Genomic DNA, 15,999 nt, shown 5'->3' on the forward strand with positions numbered 1-15,999 from the left:
TAAGAGACAGGAGACAGAATAACGGAAAGATTCTTTAAAATATCGATAAAAAGCCGATTTACAACTTTAAAGCCTGAATCTCCGAGATTTTCAACTTGCAAAAAAGCCGAACGCGAACCCTCCCCCTCAACTCAACCAGGTAATCGCGCTTTTAATCCAGTCCGAACCGTTAGAACTCTCCCGTAGTCGCGGATCTTGAGCGATCGCCGCCACCGCCCGATCGATCTCGTCCGCGGAATATCCCAACGCCAAAAGCGTCATCTCCACATCTTCGAGAATTTCTCTCGCCGGCAGTGCCGCGCCCGACGGGGAAGAAATTCCCGCCACCTGTCGCCACTTAGCGAGTTTCGTTTTCAACTCCAGGGCGATCCGTTCCGCGGTTTTCGTTCCCACGCCGGGAGTTTTCGCTAACGTTTTACTATCGCCGGTCACGATCGCCCCCACCAGATCCTCACTGCCCAACGTATCGATTAACGCGATGCCCAGCCGGGCCCCGACCCCGTTGACCGCGATCAACTGTCGGAAAAGATCGCGTTCCACGACGCTCTCGAACCCGTAGAGATAGGGTTGTTCCTCCCGGATCTGGAGATGGGTGAAGATCTGGAGACTTTCCGGGAGAGTCGTCGCGATCGAGCGGGCCGAGCGGCCGGGGATCTGGATCTCGTAGCCGATCCCGTTCACTTCCAGAATTAACAACGGTCGATCGACCGGGATCTCGATCACCTCGATCGCCTTTCCCCGTAAATAATGGATGGTCATCCCTTCTCCAGCGCGTTTTGTCCGAAGGTAGCGCCGTACTTCTCCACGAGCGTTACCGCCTCTCGATCGAGTTTACCATCGCCATCGAGTACCGGCCGTCCGCCGATCTCGGCCAACACCCGGACGATCCCCGCCACTTCCTGTAATTTCGCCGTATCCCGATCGGCATCGAAAGAAAGCGAACCGACAAACACATCGCCCGATCGAACCAGGGTCGCCCCGGAAGCGTACATTCTCGATTCCAGTTCGTTCAATCCCTCGATCGCCTGCCGGTTCAGAACGCGAACCAGTTCCAGCAATTCCGAGAGATGCCGGCTCACTAGCCCGCAAAAATCTTCAAAAGCGGCGACTTTAATCATCTCTTCCTCGATTCTCGCCTCGTACTGACGGGCTTCCCGTAAAGACCGCTCTCCCGCCCCCCGGAGAAAGAAACCCCCGAGCGTTACCATCGGAACCAGCACGATTCCCGCGAGCGTGGCCGGGTTGGCGAACCAGAGATCCGCCCGGGAGGCGCCGCTACTCAGCCAGCCCAGTAGGGTAGAGCGATCGAGCGCGCCGACCCCGAAAAATCCGATCAGCCCGAAGGCGAGGCGATCGAGCGAGTGATTCGCCCGGAGGGCCTTGAGACTTCCGACCGCGAAATCGTCCGGTTCGAGGAGTATTGTCCCGTATTCCCGCAGTCGATCGTTGGAAAATCCCTCCAAATTTTCTAACATCGCCCGATCTTCCGCGGGGATCTGCTGGCCGAGTCGATCGAGCAGGGCCAGAAAGCGCGCGATCGTGCGGTTTTTCACGCGAACCTGGAGTTGACCGTATTTTCCCGCGAGTTCTAGGGCCGATCGGAACGGTCTCTCGGCGATCGCTACCGATTTTTCGTACCGCTCTCGGGCGTTTTCCCGAATTTGCCCGGCCGCGCGACGGCGGAAAATACCGACGATCCCCGCGCGAACCCCGAGACAGGCGACGATCGAGGCGAGACAACTCAAAGCGAACGAGATATCGAACATGAAGACCTCCTAGATAGCCACTAGGGAAATGGTTAGAGAACTGAACCCGAATTTTTGGAGATGAAATGACAGAAACGCGCTCTTGCTTCTAGCGGGTATACCCGGCTAGAAAGTAGTACATCCGCTCGACAGTTTCGAGAAAAGAATTGTAGCTCTATCCCGTCGCGGGCGAAAACCGACTCGGTATTCACGCGACTGTCGGAGAACCAGTAATTTTACTTATTAAGATGGGTAACTTTTGTATTAAGTTTCCTTTAGTATTATTTTTTTTCGATCGGTTCCTGTCAACTCACTTTCGGTAGATGCGAGGACGACCGTAAGTATCGGAAGTAACGAATCCGCGACATCGGGAGATAGATTCGCGAGATACGACCAAAAACGCCAACGAATTCGTTGGCGGCGGTTCTCTATGCCTTTTGAATCCTTTCGGCGGGCGCTATCTCCTGTCGATCCCGAATAGTCCCGAATTGTTCCGAAACGTACAGACTTGTTCGTAATGGAGAAAGGGGGACGGATAAGTCCTTCCCCCTTTCTTCCCCGATACCCGCTAGAACTCCAGAAAATCCGTCTAAAATCTGCCTTAGCGTTTTCTCTCGAAACTTTCCACGGTATTCTGTAATAACATCGCCACCGTCATCGGCCCGATACCGCCGGGGACGGGAGTTAAATAACTAGCCACCTCGAACACCGACGGGTAATGCACGTCTCCCACCAGACGCTCGCCGACCCGGTTAATCCCCACATCGACCACGACCGCGCCGGGTTTGACCATCTCGCCGGTGATCAATTCCGCTTTCCCGACCGCCGCCAGGAGAATATCGGCATTTTTCGTGACCGAAGCTAGATCTTTCGTTTTCGAGTGGGCGATCGTCACGGTCGCGTTTTCTTCCAGCAACATCAACGCTAACGGTTTTCCCACCAGAATACTGCGTCCGACCACTACCGCCTGTTTTCCCGCTACGGAAATCTCGTATTCTTTCAGTAATTCCATCACGCCCGCGGGGGTACAACTACGCAGACCCGGTTCACCGCGCACCAAACGCCCTAAATTGACCGGGTGTAGCCCGTCCGCGTCCTTATCGGGATCGATGAGATGCAGGAGACGAACCGCGTCCAGATGGGGGGGAAGGGGGAGTTGGATCAAGATCCCGTCCACGCGTTCATCGCGGTTGAGTCGATCGATCTCCGCCGCGATCTCCGCCTCGCCGGTGTCGCCGGGAAAATGCCGTCCGAAGGAAGCCATGCCGATCTTCTCGCAGGCTTTTTCTTTATTGCGAACGTAGACGGCGCTGGCGGGATCGTCGCCGACCATCAGTACCGCCAGTCCGGGAGGCCGTCCGATCGCCGGTTGTAGCGCTTTAATTCGATCGCTCAGGGCGGACTGGATCTTTTTCGCCTTGGCTTTCCCGTCGAGAATTTGGCAAGTAGTAGCGAACATTCTATGATAAAACCGAGAACAAAAGTCTTCTCGATCCATTCTATGGGGTAAAAGATCGACCCGTGTCACTCGTTAAGGTTAATACAAGAATGTCTCTCCGGACTCGTCTCGCGCTCGTCGGCGGTTCTTTTTTACTGGCGGGGTTATTCGGTTGTAGTACCCTCGCGGATCTGGGTATCGCCGTCCCCGTTATCGGCGATCCTCCCATGACGACGATCGATCGACTCCCGGAAAAACCCAAGGGCGCGCTGGTTTACCTACGGGGAGTGGTGGGAGATCAAGCCCCTTTTCTCAACGGGGGTGCCTATCTCTTAAAAGATGGATCGGGCGCGATCTGGATTCGGACGAATACCTTAAAAATGCCGAAAAAAGGCGAAGAAATCGTCGTGAAAGGTCAGATCGAGTTTGAAAACGTGCCGAAAGGAGTTCAAGCCGGTAACGAAGTTTACGTTCGGGAACTGGAACAGCTAGACGCGCGGGCGATCGCTCCCTCTCCGACTCCCACCTCCGAGATACAGTCACAACCGCAACCTTCTCCCGTCGCCACTAGGGAACCGGAACCGAAGCCCTCCCCCGTCGCGGTTAGGGAACCGGAACCGAAGCCCTCCCCCGTCGCGGTTAGGGAACCGGAACCGAAGCCCTCCCCCGTCGCCACTAGGGAACCGGAACCGAAACCTTCTCCCGTCGCCACTAGGGAACCGGAACCGAAACCTTCTCCCGTCACCACTAGGGAACCGGAACCGAAGCCTTCCCCCGTCGCCACTAGGGAACTCGATGAACCGAACGCGAGAGTTATTCGCCCGATCGTCGAGGTGATGCCTCCTAAACCACCCGCCGCGGCGAAACCGGTTATCGATCCCCTGGATTCCTTCTTCCTCCCGCACAAACAGGGGAGAAAATAGGCGGGGCGAGAAAATTTTTATTCCCCGAGAGGTTTCATAGACTTCTGGAAAACTTCATTTTCGAGAATCTAAATTGAAGGGAAGTGTTAATTGAAAAAGATAAATCGGTTATAAGTAGTCCTACAAAATAAATTCCTAGTCGGGACAGGCAATAGGCAATAGGGTTGTCAAAATGTGTAATTAATTGTGTCGAGGTACTTAAGTGGAATTTTCGGGCTAATGATTCGGTATTTTCCCTCCCGGCTCCTGACTCCTGAACCATAGGACAAATTTTGAATTCTATAAGAGGTCTGATGAGTTCACCGACCCGAATCGTCGCCCTAGCGATCTTGGAACGAAACGGACGTTTTTTAATGCAGTTGCGCGATGATATCCCCTCGATCCACTATCCCGGTGTTTGGGGATTGTTCGGGGGACATTTAGAACCCGGAGAAAGTCCGGAAGAAGCGCTGAAACGGGAGTTATGGGAAGAAATTCACTACCGGCCCGCGACCGTCCGGAAATTCCGTTGTTATGACGGGGAAAATGTAAACCGGCATATTTTTCACGTTCCGCTGACGGTAGAGACGAGCGAACTAATCCAGAGCGAGGGACAGGATCTAGCCCTGCTCGGCCCGATCGATATCCGCGCCGGATTCTATTATTCGGAACGGATCGGGGAAACCCGCGTCCTGGGAAAAATTCACCGACAGGTTTTACTCGATTTTATGGAAGTGACGGTATAGTGGAGAATAAGGCCGGCGTGGAACTCCCGAACTCCGGTAAATGTCATAGAGGATATCTTTCTCGCGTCCTCCTCTCGCGAAAATTTAGTCTCTTCCCACTGGCTTCGCTCGAATATCTATGTTTTGTGGCTTTTCTCTATGAATCAGTCGCGTCCATCCTCGGTTTCCCGTCAGAAACTTTTCTTCGGAGGGGCGATCGTCACCCTCGCCGTTCACTCCGCCCTCGTTTTCACCCCCCGCGCCACGGCCGAAACCCCCCTGGCGAATAATCCGAAAGCGGTGATCGATGAAGTCTGGCAGATCGTCAATAACGAGTTCGTCGATCGAAGTTTTCACCAGATCGATTGGCAGAAAAAGCGTCAGGAATTATTAAGTCGCGAGTATAGTAACCCCGCGCAGGCGTACAACGCGATTCGAGAAGCGCTCGAAGAATTAGGAGATCCCTACACGCGTTTCCTCGCCCCCAATGACTTCGCGATTCTCACCAGTCAAACCTCGGGAGAATTATCGGGGGTCGGCCTGCGGTTGACGCTGGATAAACGAACCAGCGATATTATCGTTGTCGATACGGTGAAAAATTCCCCGGCGCGACAGGCGGGAGTGAAAGCGGGCGATCGACTGGTCCGGATCAACGGCAAACCGGCGGCGTTGATGACGATCGATCGGGTGATGGAAGAAATCAAGGGAGAGGTAGGAACCAACCTCAGCGTTCAATTATACCGTAGGGAAAAGGGCGTTTTTGAAGTCACCCTCACCCGCGCCCAGATCGAGATCCCCTCGGTTAGCTACGCGCTCAAGGAGGAAGATCGGGTAAAAATCGGCTATATCAAGCTCGATGAGTTCAGTTCCCACGCGGCGGAACAGATGAAACAGGCGATCGAGGAATTGAGCCAACAGCAGGTACAGGGTTACGTTCTCGATCTACGCGGCAATCCCGGCGGTCTTCTGTTCGCGAGTGTCGATATCGCCCGGATGTGGATGAAAAAGGGCAAGATCGTCAGCACGATCGATCGACGCGGCGGCGATCGATTGTTTACCGCCAATAACACCGCGATCACCGATCTACCGCTCGTGGTTTTGGTGAATAAACATTCCGCCAGCGCCAGCGAGATCCTCGCGGGGGCGCTCAAAGAAAACGGTCGCGCCACTCTAGTGGGTACCTCGACTTACGGGAAAAGTACGGTGCAATCGGTTCACTCGCTCTCGGACGGTTCGGGATTGGCGGTGACGATCGCCCGTTATTACCCCCCCAACGGCGAGAATATTTATAAGAAAGGGATCGCGCCGGACGTGTCGGTCGATCTCACCGCGGAACAACAGTTATTACTGCGGAACGATCCCTCGTTGATGGGAACGAAGGACGATCCCCAGTACCAACAGGCGATATCTTTACTGCGATCGCCGAGCGCGAAACGTCCCGCCGTGATCTCGAACCCGTTAAGTAGTCGGGCGGAACCCTAGATCCGATCGGGAAATCGATATCTACCCGATCGGCTCGCCGGACTCGATCGGGTTTCCCTTTCTCCCGCGTTTTCCCGAACCGGACAAATGTGCCAGTGACCCGCGAGCGAAACCCGCCAAATCCCGCCGTGTTACAATCGATACGCAGGAATTTCGAGGGTCGCGCCATGTCATCCGCCTATCGAGAGAGTCGAGTTATTCCCCTAGACAAGATTTTTTTCGTTCTCGCGTGCCTGTATCTCGGTTTCGTGGTCGCTTGGTTGGTGAATCGCCATCGATCGCCCGCGTCAGCGCCCGCCACCGCCGCGATCCCCTCGGCCGATCGACAATTTATCGCCTATCTACAATCCTCTCTCGATCTGATCGATCGACAGGCGAAAAATCCTCCCGCGCCCTCTCCCACCGTTACCGCAACGCCCTCTCCCACCGTTTCCCTCCCCCCACCCCCCATCACCCCCGCGAGTAATCCACAACCGAGGGTGATCGAGAGAGTGTACGTTCCCGTTTACTCCCAACCCTCCCCCGCTCCCGCCGCGTCCGTTCCCACCGCTCCCGTTCCCACCGCTCCCGTCAAAATCGCCACCGCTCCCCTTCCCCCGCCTCCCGCTCCCACGATCGCCGTCCCCACCCCTGCCACGGTAACGTCTCCCCCCGCTCTCGCCCCTCTAGTGCCTACCAACGACTCGGTGAAATATACCCTCGTGGGAGTCATGGAACTCGGCGATCGGGCCACCGTTCTTTTCGATAATCAAGGAATTACCACCCGAGTCTCTACCGGGGAATTTATCAACGGTTGGACGTTGGTAGAGGTGCGGGGTCAACAGATCATTCTCACCCGCGGCGGCACAACCAAGGTTTTAGATGTCGGGCAATCGTTTTAAAGTGTAGGGTGTAGGGGAAAGGGGAAGGGATGAAAAGTAATCTTTTTTTTACCGAAAAACTCCCCATCTCCCCACCCCTCTTACCTTCGACTTTCTAATCTCGATCGAATCGGGGAAGACGACGGAGGAATTCTAACGGTAATCCGTCCGTATCGGCTATAAAGGCTACCTCGTAGACATTTTCGCCGATCATCTGTTGCTGGGGTTCTAAAAGGACGGAGAGAGGACGATACAAATTCGGATCTCGATCGACCGCCTCGTTATATTTCTCCCGCAGTTCCGCCAACCAGGTCGAGAGATCGGCGTGAGTTTCCGTTATGTCGAAAGAGAGATGGTAATAGCCCACGTAATGTTCATCATGAAAGGCATCGGGCGCGGGTTTCGGTTCGGGGATCTCGATCAGTTCGATCCGTCCGGCCGCTCCCTCCATCCAACAGGCCAGCGTGTAGCCCGTGGTGAAGCGTTCCCGTACCGTGAAGCCGAGAATCTCGTAAAAAGCGATCGCCCGATGGATATTCGCGGTGCGGATAGACGCGTGGTGCATGGGTGTTTAATCGAAGAGACGGAAATAGGGATAACGCTTGGGAACCCCCGGTTCTTTTTCCAGATCGAAGTTAATCACTTCCCAACAGGGTTCTTCCGATGTGTCCGGGCTGAATTCTACCGGTAGACCGTAGAGACGGGGAACCAGTCCGTCATTCGCGCCGCGCCAGGGGGTATTACGCTCTAGATAGGAACTGACTAACTCTCGATAGCGGTTGGCGATAATCACCTTCGTCGCGCGAAAACCTTGGGTGTAGAGACGATCGAGCGCCTCGTGAATCTCGAACCGAATCCCGTCCGGGTGGGTGTGCTGTCGATACCATTCCCCGTTCCACAGTCGCCAATGTCTACCGGATTGCAGATGAACTAACTCTTCCGTTTTGGGATCGGCCTCGAAAGCACCATGACGGGGACAGAGATAGGTATCGGTCAGCGTCAGCGCGGGGATAGATTGCCGACAGTGGGGGCAGTGAATTTCCGGACCGAAAACAGGATATTGTAAACTTGTCGCGTTCATCATGGATTAATTACCCGATTTTAAAAGTGCTTTTTACGTGCCGGTCGTCCTAGCTATATTATATCGATTGGATTTTGACGGCTTTTTATCTAGACTGTAGTGCAGATCGCTCATGCAACCAGAGAATTTAAGATCTATTTCCTCTTTTTGGCCGACTCCTGACATCGATCGAGCGGCCTTCGTCGCCCCCAACGCCACCGTGATGGGTCACGTTTCCCTCGGCGAGGGGTCGAGTGTCTGGTATAACGCGGTCGTGCGCGCGGACGTGGAACGTATCGAGATCGGCGCTTTTACCAATATTCAGGACGGGGCGATCCTTCACGGCGATCCGGGCAAAGTTACGGTACTCGAAGATCACGTCACCATCGGCCATCGGGCCGTGATCCACGCCGCCCACATCGAACGCGGCTGTTTAATCGGCATCGGCGCGGTGATTCTCGACGGGGTACGCGTCGGCGCGGGCAGTATTGTCGGCGCGGGCAGTATCGTCACCAAGGACATCCCCCCGCGCTCTTTGGTGGTGGGGATTCCGGCCAAACGCGCGCGGGAGGTTAGCGAAACGGAAGCCGAGGATCTGATCGAACACGCCAAACGTTACACGAAACTCGCCCTCGTCCACGCCGGAAAGGGGACGGATACAGGATTCGGTCCGGGAGAGTAGGGAGATGAGGGGGGTGAGGGAGATGGGGGAGATGGGGGAGATGGGGGAGTTTTTGGGGAAAAGGGGAAGGGGAAAAGGGAAAAAATTACTTTTAGTCCCTTCACCTTTACTCTTTACCCTCTTCTCCTGACTCCTGCCTCCTGACTCCTGCCTCCTGACTCCCGAATTCCTCTCGAAATCTTGCCGGAAGTCTGTTATAAATATTTAATGAGAACCAAGTAAACATTTTTATCGATCGACGAGAGGATAGTAAAGCTATGGATTGGAGAGTTGTAGTCGTGCTGGCCCCCCTGCTCATCGCCGCCAGTTGGGCCGTGTTCAATATCGGAGCCGCCGCCCTCAGACAAGTTCAACAGTTCCTCGCCAGAGAAAGTTAAGAAAAATTCATATTTCTTGAGAGAACCGATCCGTCTAGCGATCGGTTTTTCATTTTTCGGACTCTATAATACAAGCTAAAAACCGACCATTATGGCCATTCCCGCCGCGCTCGAAAATCTTACCCGCGACCTCTCCGGTTTAGAAATCATTACCGATCCCGTTCAAGTTGCCAAACTCTCCCACGATTACTACCATTTCAGCCCCATTTTGGAGAGACAGTTAACAGAAAAACGCGGCGATCTAGTCATCCGTCCCGAATTCGAGGCGGAAATCATCGAGATCGCCCGCGCTTGCGTGAAATATCGCGTTCCCTTAACCGTTCGCGGCGCGGGGACGGGAAATTACGGGCAGTGTATCCCTCTAGAGGGGGGCGTGATTCTCGACGTTACCAAACTGAACCGAATTCACTGGATTCAGCCGGGAAGCGCGCGGGTCGATGCCGGGGTGAAAATGGCGGCTTTCGATAAACAGGCGCGGGAAATCGGGTGGGAATTGCGGATGGCTCCCTCTACCTACCGCACGGCGACGATCGGCGGTTTTATCGGGGGCGGTAGCGTGGGTATGGGTTCGATTACCTACGGACAGCTACGCGATCGCGGCAACGTGAAAGCGTTACGGGTGGTGACGCTCGAAGACGAACCCCGGATTATCGAGCTAAAGGGGGACGAGGTACAGAAAGTCAACCACGCTTACGGAACTAACGGTATTATCACCGAATTGGAAATCCCGCTCGCGCCGGCTTATCCTTGGGCGGAAATTATCGTCGTTTTCGAGGATTTTCTCACCGCGGCACGATTCGGTCAGGAGTTGAGCGATAGTCCGGGGATCGGGAAAAAAATGGTCAGCGTTCACGAGTGGCCGATCCCGTCCTATTTCATCCCGCTACAGGAGTATTTACCGACGGGAAAAAGCGCGGTGCTGGTACTGGTGTCGGAGTTCGATCGAATCGCGTTAGACGATTTGGTTCGAGAGTGGGGAGGCGAGATCGCCTACGCTAAAACCGCGGCGGAAGCCGGGAAAGGAACGAGTTTATTAGAATTTACCTGGAATCACACCACCCTGCACGCGCGCGCGGTGAACCCGAAAATCACCTACCTACAAACCTTTTATTTCACGCTCGATCGGGTCGAACAACTCTACCACCATTTCCGGGGGGAAATTTCCCTCCACTTGGAATTTTTGCGGGTCGGCGGTACAGTAATACCGGCGGGCTTACAGTTATTCGAGTTCACCACCGAGGAACGATTGAACGAGATTATCCGCTATCACGAGGAACGGGGCGCGGGTATCGCCAATCCCCACACCTATATTCTCGAAGACGGGGGGCGGAAAACGATCGATCCCGTGCAATTCGCCTTTAAAAAAGAGGTCGATCCCTACGGATTGATGAACCCCGGTAAAACACGCGCTTGGTGGGAGTTAGCTTAGTGTCGAGAACAAAAAGCGGTCTGATTATTTTAACCGTCGTCTGTATCGTCGCCACGGCGATCGGGATGTATTTTCTCGGGGGCATCGATCCCGAACAATTACAGGCGTGGTTACGACGGATGGGCATCTGGGCGCCCCTTCTCTATATTCTCCTCTACACGATCGGCACGATTTTAATCCTTCCCTCGACTCCCTTGAATCTCAGTGGGGGCGCGTTATTCGGCGTTTGGATGGGGACGGTGTGGACGACGATCGCCGCGCTGGTGGCCGCCGTGGTCGCGTTCGCCTTCACCCGAACGATCGGCCGGGAATACACCGCGCGCAAATTCCGGGGAAAATGGGAGGCGATCGACGCGGAGATGCAACAGGGCGGACTTTTCTATATGTTCGCGATCCGTCTCCTGCCGATTATTCCCTACGGACTGGTTAACTTCGCCGCGGGGCTAACCTCGGTGCGTTTTCGCGATTACCTCCTCGGTACTTTCTTGGGAACCGTACCGGGGGTCTTACCCTTCGTGCTGATGGGTTCCGGGTTAAAATCCCTCGGAAAGGGTGATATTTTTCCTTTAATGGTCGCTTTTACCCTGATCGCCGCGTTGGTCGGCGTGGGAACCTGGTACCGTCGCCGTCGCCAGTTCCCGAACCTGAAGGATAAATAATCCCGGAGCTTTTCGTATTGGTTGAAGAAGCGAGTACGGAGGGAGTCGAACCCCCGAGAGAACTAGACCTATGAAGCGATAAGCGATCAAGCCTCTCTCTTATCAACCATTTCAAGAGATCGAGAGAAAAATGAGAGACGACGAGATAGTGGGTTCTGGCAATTTTGACGGGTATAACGACGTACTTCTGGCGGATTCGTGTAGAGATCAAAAATATCCTAGAAGAAGAGGATAGAGAGGTGTTTATAACCTTATCGCGAACCTACCTGGAATGGAAAGAAGCCACGAAACGGGAAGGGCTAGAGCGAGGGCGGCAAGAAGGGAAATTAGAGGCGAAACTGGAATCGATTCCCCGTTTGCTGGCGTTAGGCTTAAACGTCGAACAGATCGCGGAGGCTTTGGCTCTTGACCTGGAACAAGTTCGACAGGTCGCCCGAGAGTAATTGAAAAGAACCGACCGACGAAAGTAAAACCCGCGAGTCATGTTCGCGAAAAAAAGCGATCGCTCTTGGAGTATCGTCCGGGCGATCGCCTTTTTCTAGAGTGTTGAAATTGGATTTTTAACGGCTCGATCGCTATTTTCTGAATCGTTTTACCGATGAAATCACACCCAGAGTCCCCAAGCCTAATAAGCCCAGTACAGACGAAGGTTCGGGAACGGTAGAAGTAGCGGGAGTAAAATTAATACTGACGTTATCGACCCCTTGATTGAAGAAACCTTGGTTATCCACTTCCGCGAATCGGAGGATAAAACTGCCTCCCCCTCCTACCAAGCTGGTAATATCGAAATTATAAGCCGTATAAGGGTTCGGATTAGAAGCTCGCGGATCGTTCCCCAAGTAGAAGTTCCCCAGCACATCCGCCGGCGCGGTCGAGAACGGGTTCGATCCCGCCCGAAGAATATCTACCCGCGCGTGTTGATTCGGGAAAGCATTAAAATCCAAACCCGCCGGATTCACGATCGGCCCGACACCACTCCAATCGTTGACAAACTGACGAAAGGAAAGCACGACCGATGACGCGGCCCCCGGAACCGTGAAAGTCTGGGTTAACGAGTAGGCTCCCGGCCCAGTCTGGTCGGATACCGCATAAAAAGAGCCACCGGCCGGCCCGACCGTAAGAAAGCCACTCAACGGGGTAGTATTACCACTGGCGGCGAAGAAACCCTGCGGAGAATTGCTACCGGGTTGTCTCGATACAGTCCATCCCGTGAAATTTCCGGTTTCAAAGCCGCCATTGGTAATTAATTCAACGGCTTGAGCGGCGGTCACCGTGCCGCAAGTACCCACGGCTACTAGGGTCAATCGGGTGGCGGTCAGAGATAACCTATTCATCGCGGTTAACGTTTTCATGGTTTTTATCCCTTGCAGGTAATATACATTCGATCCCCGAGCATCCGAATCGAAAAAAGCCGCACCTCAACGATATTGAAGACAAAATTTAGTAGCACTATCGTTTTTCGAGAAAATCAGGATAAACCGGGTAAGGTATCCTCGGTTAGGTAATCGTAAAAGCCTTATACACGAAAGCTCTCGGTCATCGAATCACAGTATTCAATTGAACAAAAAACGAAAAGACCGATTCAATTTCGTTCAACATTATCGAATTTAAAAAGATGCGATTATTTTCTTTTGCTTGGATGCAAATCCGAGGTGTTCAAACTCATCCTAATTCTCGCAGACCTAACGATCAAGTTCTCGAAAAAAAAAAGAATAGTAGATAATCTTTGTAAAAAAAACGTCAATTCTCGTTACAATCAATTAAGATTCTGTTAAGAATCCCTCGATCGATCCTCTATCTCTCGAATCCGGAATCGATCGCCGCTCGCTCTCGCCCGCAAAAATGTCACAATAGGTAAAACAGGCAGTGTTTGAAAAGAACCGACATTATTTTTATGAGTAACCTTGTCCCGTCCCTCGGCGGAAGCGAGATCCGCGACCGTTTTTTAAACTTTTTCGCCGAAAGAAACCATAAAATCCTCCCTAGTGCCTCTTTAGTCCCCGAAGATCCCACGGTATTGCTGACGATCGCCGGGATGCTCCCTTTCAAACCGATCTTCCTGGGACAGAAAAAAGCGGAAGTTCCCCGCGCCACCACCTCCCAGAAATGTATCCGCACCAACGACATCGAGAATGTCGGCCGGACGGCGCGACACCATACCTTTTTCGAGATGTTGGGGAATTTCAGTTTCGGTGATTATTTTAAAGAACAGGCGATCGCTTGGGCGTGGGAACTCTCTACCGAAGTCTTCCAATTACCGCCAAATCGCCTGATCGTCAGCGTTTTCGAGGAAGATGACGAGGCTTTCGCTATCTGGCGCGATAAAATCGGCATTCCCGCCCACCGTATCCAGCGCATGGGCGCGGACGATAATTTCTGGGTATCCGGCCCCACCGGACCCTGCGGCCCCTGTTCGGAAATTTACTACGATTTCCATCCCGAACTCGGCGACGCGAAAATCGATCTCGAAGACGATAGCCGGTTTATCGAGTTCTATAACCTCGTTTTCATGCAGTACAACCGCGACGCGGACGGCAATCTTACCCCGTTAGCCAACAAAAACATCGATACGGGCATGGGATTGGAGAGAATGGCGCAAATCCTGCAAAAAGTCCCCAATAATTACGAGACCGATCTGATTTTCCCGATCGTTACCAAAGCGGCGGAAATCGCGGGAATTACTTACAAAAAAGCCGACGAGAAAACAAAAGTTTCCTTAAAAGTGATCGGCGATCACGTTCGCTCCGTCGTTCACATGATCGCGGACGGTATCGCGGCCTCCAATACCGATCGGGGGTACGTTTTACGCCGTCTCATCCGTCGCGTGGTGCGTCACGGCCGCTTGGTGGGCATCGAGGGCGCGTTTATCGAGAAGGTCGCGGAAGTGGCGATCGAACTCTCGGAAAAAGTATATCCCAATGTGAGAGCGAGAGAAACGGTAATTAAAGGAGAATTGCAACGGGAAGAAGCCCGATTCCTCGAAACCCTCGAACGTGGCGAAAAACTCCTCGAATCGATCCTGCAAAAAGAGAAAAAACAGATTTCCGGGGTCGATGCCTTCACCCTCTACGATACCTACGGATTCCCCCTCGAACTCACTCAGGAAATCGCCGAGGAACAGGGTTTAAGCGTCGATACGGTCGGTTTCGAGGCGGAAATGAAAAAACAGCAGGAGCGATCGAAAGCCGCCCACGAGACCATAGATTTGACCGTACAGGGGAGCCTCGATACGCTCGCGGAACATATTCACCCGACGGAATTTCTCGGTTACAGCGAAACTCAAGCGCCCGCGACGGTGACGATCGTGTTAGTCAACGGGAAAACGGTAGACAGCGCGACCGCAGGGACGGAAGTACAGATCGCGCTCGATAAAACCCCGTTTTACGCGGAATCTGGCGGACAGATCGGCGATAAAGGCTATTTAACGGGGGAAGATCTGGTCATCCGCGTCGAGGACGTGAAGAAGGAATCCGGGATTTTTATCCATTTCGGACGGATCGAACGCGGGACGGTGACGGTAGGGGATACGGTGACGGCACAGATCGATCGAGCCTGTCGTCGTCGCGCGCAGGCTAATCATACCGCCACGCACCTACTTCAAGCCGCTTTGAAAAAAATCGTCGATGAGGGGATCGCGCAGGCCGGATCTCTGGTGGCGTTCGATCGCCTGCGGTTCGATTTTACCTGTCCCCGCGCCATCACGCCGGAGGAACTGCAACAGATCGAGGATACGATCAACACCTGGATCGCCGAAGCGCACGATACCTTTATTTCCGTGATGGCACTGGATGAGGCGAAAAATAAGGGAGCGATCGCCATGTTCGGCGAGAAATACGGCGCGGAAGTGCGGGTGATCGATATTCCGAGCGTTTCGATGGAATTGTGCGGCGGTACTCACGTTCGCAACACCGCGGAAATCGGGCTATTTAAAATCATTTCCGAGACGGGGATCGCGTCGGGTATCCGCCGTATTGAAGCGGTCGCCGGCCCTGCGGTGTTGGAATACCTCAACGAACGCGAGAAAGTGGTGCGGGATCTGTGCGATCGCTTTAAAGTGAAACCGGAGGAAATTCCCGATCGAGTCACCGCGCTACAGTCGGAATTAAAGGACACCCGCAAACAGTTAGACGCGGTAAAACAGGAACTAGCGATCGCTCTTTCCGACGGTTTGTTAACGAAAGCGGAGTCTGTAGGCGATTTCCAACTCCTAGTGACCGAAATGGGCAATGTTGACCCGAACGCTCTGATGAGTGCGGCGGAACGACTGCAACAGAAACTCGGCGAGGGCGCGGTGATTCTAGCCTCGGTTCCGGAGGAGAATAAAGTCAGTCTGGTAGCCGCTTTCAGTCCGAAGGTGGTGAAGGAAAAAGGGTTACAGGCCGGGAAATTTATCGGCTCGATCGCCAAACTCTGCGGCGGCGGCGGCGGTGGCCGTCCCAATCTCGCGCAAGCCGGCGGCCGCGACGCGAGTAAGTTGGCCGAAGCTTTAGCCAGCGCGAAAACCCAATTATCCGACCTGTTGAAGTAATTCCGTAGGGTGGGCGAAAGCTCACCCTCCGATACAGGAATCAGCTAGGATTAAGGTAAGATAATCAGTCTAGAATTGTTCGCGATTATTCTATCCGCGGGATGGGAGAGAC

General features: G+C 53.7%; 15 protein-coding genes and 1 pseudogene. 10 read left to right on the forward strand and 6 right to left on the reverse strand.

Going from position 1 to position 15,999, the window contains the following annotated elements; all coding sequences use genetic code 11:
• Nucleotides 1-126 precede the first annotated feature (126 nt).
• From ruvA to folD, 3 genes are all read right to left on the reverse strand, one after another.
• Complete coding sequence (gene ruvA, locus V0288_RS13810; RefSeq protein WP_332865696.1) at nt 127-759, reverse strand: Holliday junction branch migration protein RuvA; 633 nt, start codon at nt 757-759, stop codon at nt 127-129.
• Nucleotides 756-1,766 (reverse strand): hypothetical protein, encoded by a 1,011-nt coding sequence (locus V0288_RS13815; protein ID WP_332865697.1) that lies wholly within the window; start codon nt 1,764-1,766, stop codon nt 756-758. The genes ruvA and V0288_RS13815 overlap by 4 nt, the downstream gene beginning before the upstream one ends.
• Nucleotides 1,767-2,346: 580 nt before the next feature.
• Nucleotides 2,347-3,204 carry a bifunctional methylenetetrahydrofolate dehydrogenase/methenyltetrahydrofolate cyclohydrolase FolD gene (gene folD, locus V0288_RS13820; RefSeq protein ID WP_332865698.1) on the reverse strand — a complete coding sequence of 286 codons (858 nt, stop codon included), beginning with the start codon at nt 3,202-3,204 and terminating at the stop codon, nt 2,347-2,349.
• Between the two features lie 89 nt (nt 3,205-3,293).
• Between folD and V0288_RS13825 the strand changes: the two genes are divergently transcribed.
• From V0288_RS13825 to V0288_RS13840, 4 genes are all read left to right on the forward strand, one after another.
• On the forward strand, nt 3,294-4,106 hold the full coding sequence (locus V0288_RS13825) for a hypothetical protein (RefSeq protein WP_332865699.1): 813 nt from the start codon (nt 3,294-3,296) through the stop codon (nt 4,104-4,106).
• A gap of 293 nt (nt 4,107-4,399) precedes the next feature.
• On the forward strand, nt 4,400-4,831 hold the full coding sequence (locus V0288_RS13830; RefSeq protein ID WP_332865700.1) for an NUDIX hydrolase: 432 nt from the start codon (nt 4,400-4,402) through the stop codon (nt 4,829-4,831).
• Nucleotides 4,832-4,969: 138 nt separating this feature from the next.
• A complete protein-coding gene (ctpB, locus tag V0288_RS13835) occupies nt 4,970-6,292 on the forward strand; it encodes a carboxyl-terminal processing protease CtpB (protein ID WP_332865701.1) in 1,323 nt (440 codons plus the stop codon).
• A gap of 167 nt (nt 6,293-6,459) precedes the next feature.
• Nucleotides 6,460-7,173 (forward strand): hypothetical protein, encoded by a 714-nt coding sequence (locus V0288_RS13840; protein WP_332865702.1) that lies wholly within the window; start codon nt 6,460-6,462, stop codon nt 7,171-7,173.
• 94 nt (nt 7,174-7,267) lie between these two features.
• Here V0288_RS13840 and V0288_RS13845 read toward each other — a convergent pair whose 3' ends face one another.
• Nucleotides 7,268-7,717: a VOC family protein gene (locus V0288_RS13845; protein WP_332865703.1), complete on the reverse strand. Its 450-nt coding sequence runs from the start codon at nt 7,715-7,717 to the stop codon at nt 7,268-7,270.
• 6 nt (nt 7,718-7,723) lie between these two features.
• Complete coding sequence (locus V0288_RS13850; RefSeq protein ID WP_332865704.1) at nt 7,724-8,236, reverse strand: TIGR02652 family protein; 513 nt, start codon at nt 8,234-8,236, stop codon at nt 7,724-7,726.
• A gap of 109 nt (nt 8,237-8,345) precedes the next feature.
• On the opposite strand from V0288_RS13850, the gene V0288_RS13855 reads away from it, so the two are divergent.
• The 5 genes and pseudogenes from V0288_RS13855 to V0288_RS13875 form a co-directional block, all read left to right on the forward strand.
• Complete coding sequence (locus V0288_RS13855; RefSeq protein ID WP_332865705.1) at nt 8,346-8,894, forward strand: gamma carbonic anhydrase family protein; 549 nt, start codon at nt 8,346-8,348, stop codon at nt 8,892-8,894.
• A 257-nt stretch (nt 8,895-9,151) separates the two neighbouring features.
• Complete coding sequence (locus V0288_RS13860; protein ID WP_332865706.1) at nt 9,152-9,271, forward strand: photosystem II protein Y; 120 nt, start codon at nt 9,152-9,154, stop codon at nt 9,269-9,271.
• Between the two features lie 91 nt (nt 9,272-9,362).
• On the forward strand, nt 9,363-10,700 hold the full coding sequence (locus V0288_RS13865; RefSeq protein WP_332865707.1) for an FAD-binding oxidoreductase: 1,338 nt from the start codon (nt 9,363-9,365) through the stop codon (nt 10,698-10,700).
• Nucleotides 10,700-11,359, forward strand: a complete 660-nt coding sequence (locus tag V0288_RS13870) for a TVP38/TMEM64 family protein (RefSeq protein WP_332865708.1) — start codon at nt 10,700-10,702, stop codon at nt 11,357-11,359. The genes V0288_RS13865 and V0288_RS13870 overlap by 1 nt, the downstream gene beginning before the upstream one ends.
• Nucleotides 11,360-11,547: 188 nt before the next feature.
• Nucleotides 11,548-11,802: pseudogene (locus tag V0288_RS13875) on the forward strand (Rpn family recombination-promoting nuclease/putative transposase); the annotation flags it as partial.
• 132 nt (nt 11,803-11,934) lie between these two features.
• On the opposite strand, the gene V0288_RS13880 reads toward V0288_RS13875, so the two are convergent.
• A complete protein-coding gene (locus tag V0288_RS13880; RefSeq protein ID WP_332865710.1) occupies nt 11,935-12,711 on the reverse strand; it encodes a PEP-CTERM sorting domain-containing protein in 777 nt (258 codons plus the stop codon).
• Between the two features lie 542 nt (nt 12,712-13,253).
• Between V0288_RS13880 and alaS the strand changes: the two genes are divergently transcribed.
• Nucleotides 13,254-15,887, forward strand: a complete 2,634-nt coding sequence (gene alaS / locus V0288_RS13885) for an alanine--tRNA ligase (protein WP_332865711.1) — start codon at nt 13,254-13,256, stop codon at nt 15,885-15,887.
• The last annotated feature ends 112 nt before the right edge of the window (nt 15,888-15,999 follow it).

This window comes from Pannus brasiliensis CCIBt3594, assembly GCF_036688125.1.
Classification (GTDB): Bacteria; Cyanobacteriota; Cyanobacteriia; order Cyanobacteriales; family Microcystaceae; genus Pannus; species Pannus brasiliensis.

Excerpts from the sequence above, each read along its gene's own strand:
- ruvA (WP_332865696.1), bottom strand. The coding sequence starts at position 759 with ATGACCATCCATTATTTACGGGGAAAGGCGATCGAGGTGATCGAGATC.
- V0288_RS13815 (WP_332865697.1), bottom strand. The coding sequence starts at position 1,766 with ATGTTCGATATCTCGTTCGCTTTGAGTTGTCTCGCCTCGATCGTCGCC.
- folD (WP_332865698.1), bottom strand. The coding sequence starts at position 3,204 with ATGTTCGCTACTACTTGCCAAATTCTCGACGGGAAAGCCAAGGCGAAA.
- V0288_RS13825 (WP_332865699.1), top strand. The coding sequence starts at position 3,294 with ATGTCTCTCCGGACTCGTCTCGCGCTCGTCGGCGGTTCTTTTTTACTG.
- V0288_RS13830 (WP_332865700.1), top strand. The coding sequence starts at position 4,400 with ATGAGTTCACCGACCCGAATCGTCGCCCTAGCGATCTTGGAACGAAAC.
- ctpB (WP_332865701.1), top strand. The coding sequence starts at position 4,970 with ATGAATCAGTCGCGTCCATCCTCGGTTTCCCGTCAGAAACTTTTCTTC.
- V0288_RS13840 (WP_332865702.1), top strand. The coding sequence starts at position 6,460 with ATGTCATCCGCCTATCGAGAGAGTCGAGTTATTCCCCTAGACAAGATT.
- V0288_RS13845 (WP_332865703.1), bottom strand. The coding sequence starts at position 7,717 with ATGCACCACGCGTCTATCCGCACCGCGAATATCCATCGGGCGATCGCT.
- V0288_RS13850 (WP_332865704.1), bottom strand. The coding sequence starts at position 8,236 with ATGATGAACGCGACAAGTTTACAATATCCTGTTTTCGGTCCGGAAATT.
- V0288_RS13855 (WP_332865705.1), top strand. The coding sequence starts at position 8,346 with ATGCAACCAGAGAATTTAAGATCTATTTCCTCTTTTTGGCCGACTCCT.
- V0288_RS13860 (WP_332865706.1), top strand. The coding sequence starts at position 9,152 with ATGGATTGGAGAGTTGTAGTCGTGCTGGCCCCCCTGCTCATCGCCGCC.
- V0288_RS13865 (WP_332865707.1), top strand. The coding sequence starts at position 9,363 with ATGGCCATTCCCGCCGCGCTCGAAAATCTTACCCGCGACCTCTCCGGT.
- V0288_RS13880 (WP_332865710.1), bottom strand. The coding sequence starts at position 12,711 with ATGAAAACGTTAACCGCGATGAATAGGTTATCTCTGACCGCCACCCGA.
- alaS (WP_332865711.1), top strand. The coding sequence starts at position 13,254 with ATGAGTAACCTTGTCCCGTCCCTCGGCGGAAGCGAGATCCGCGACCGT.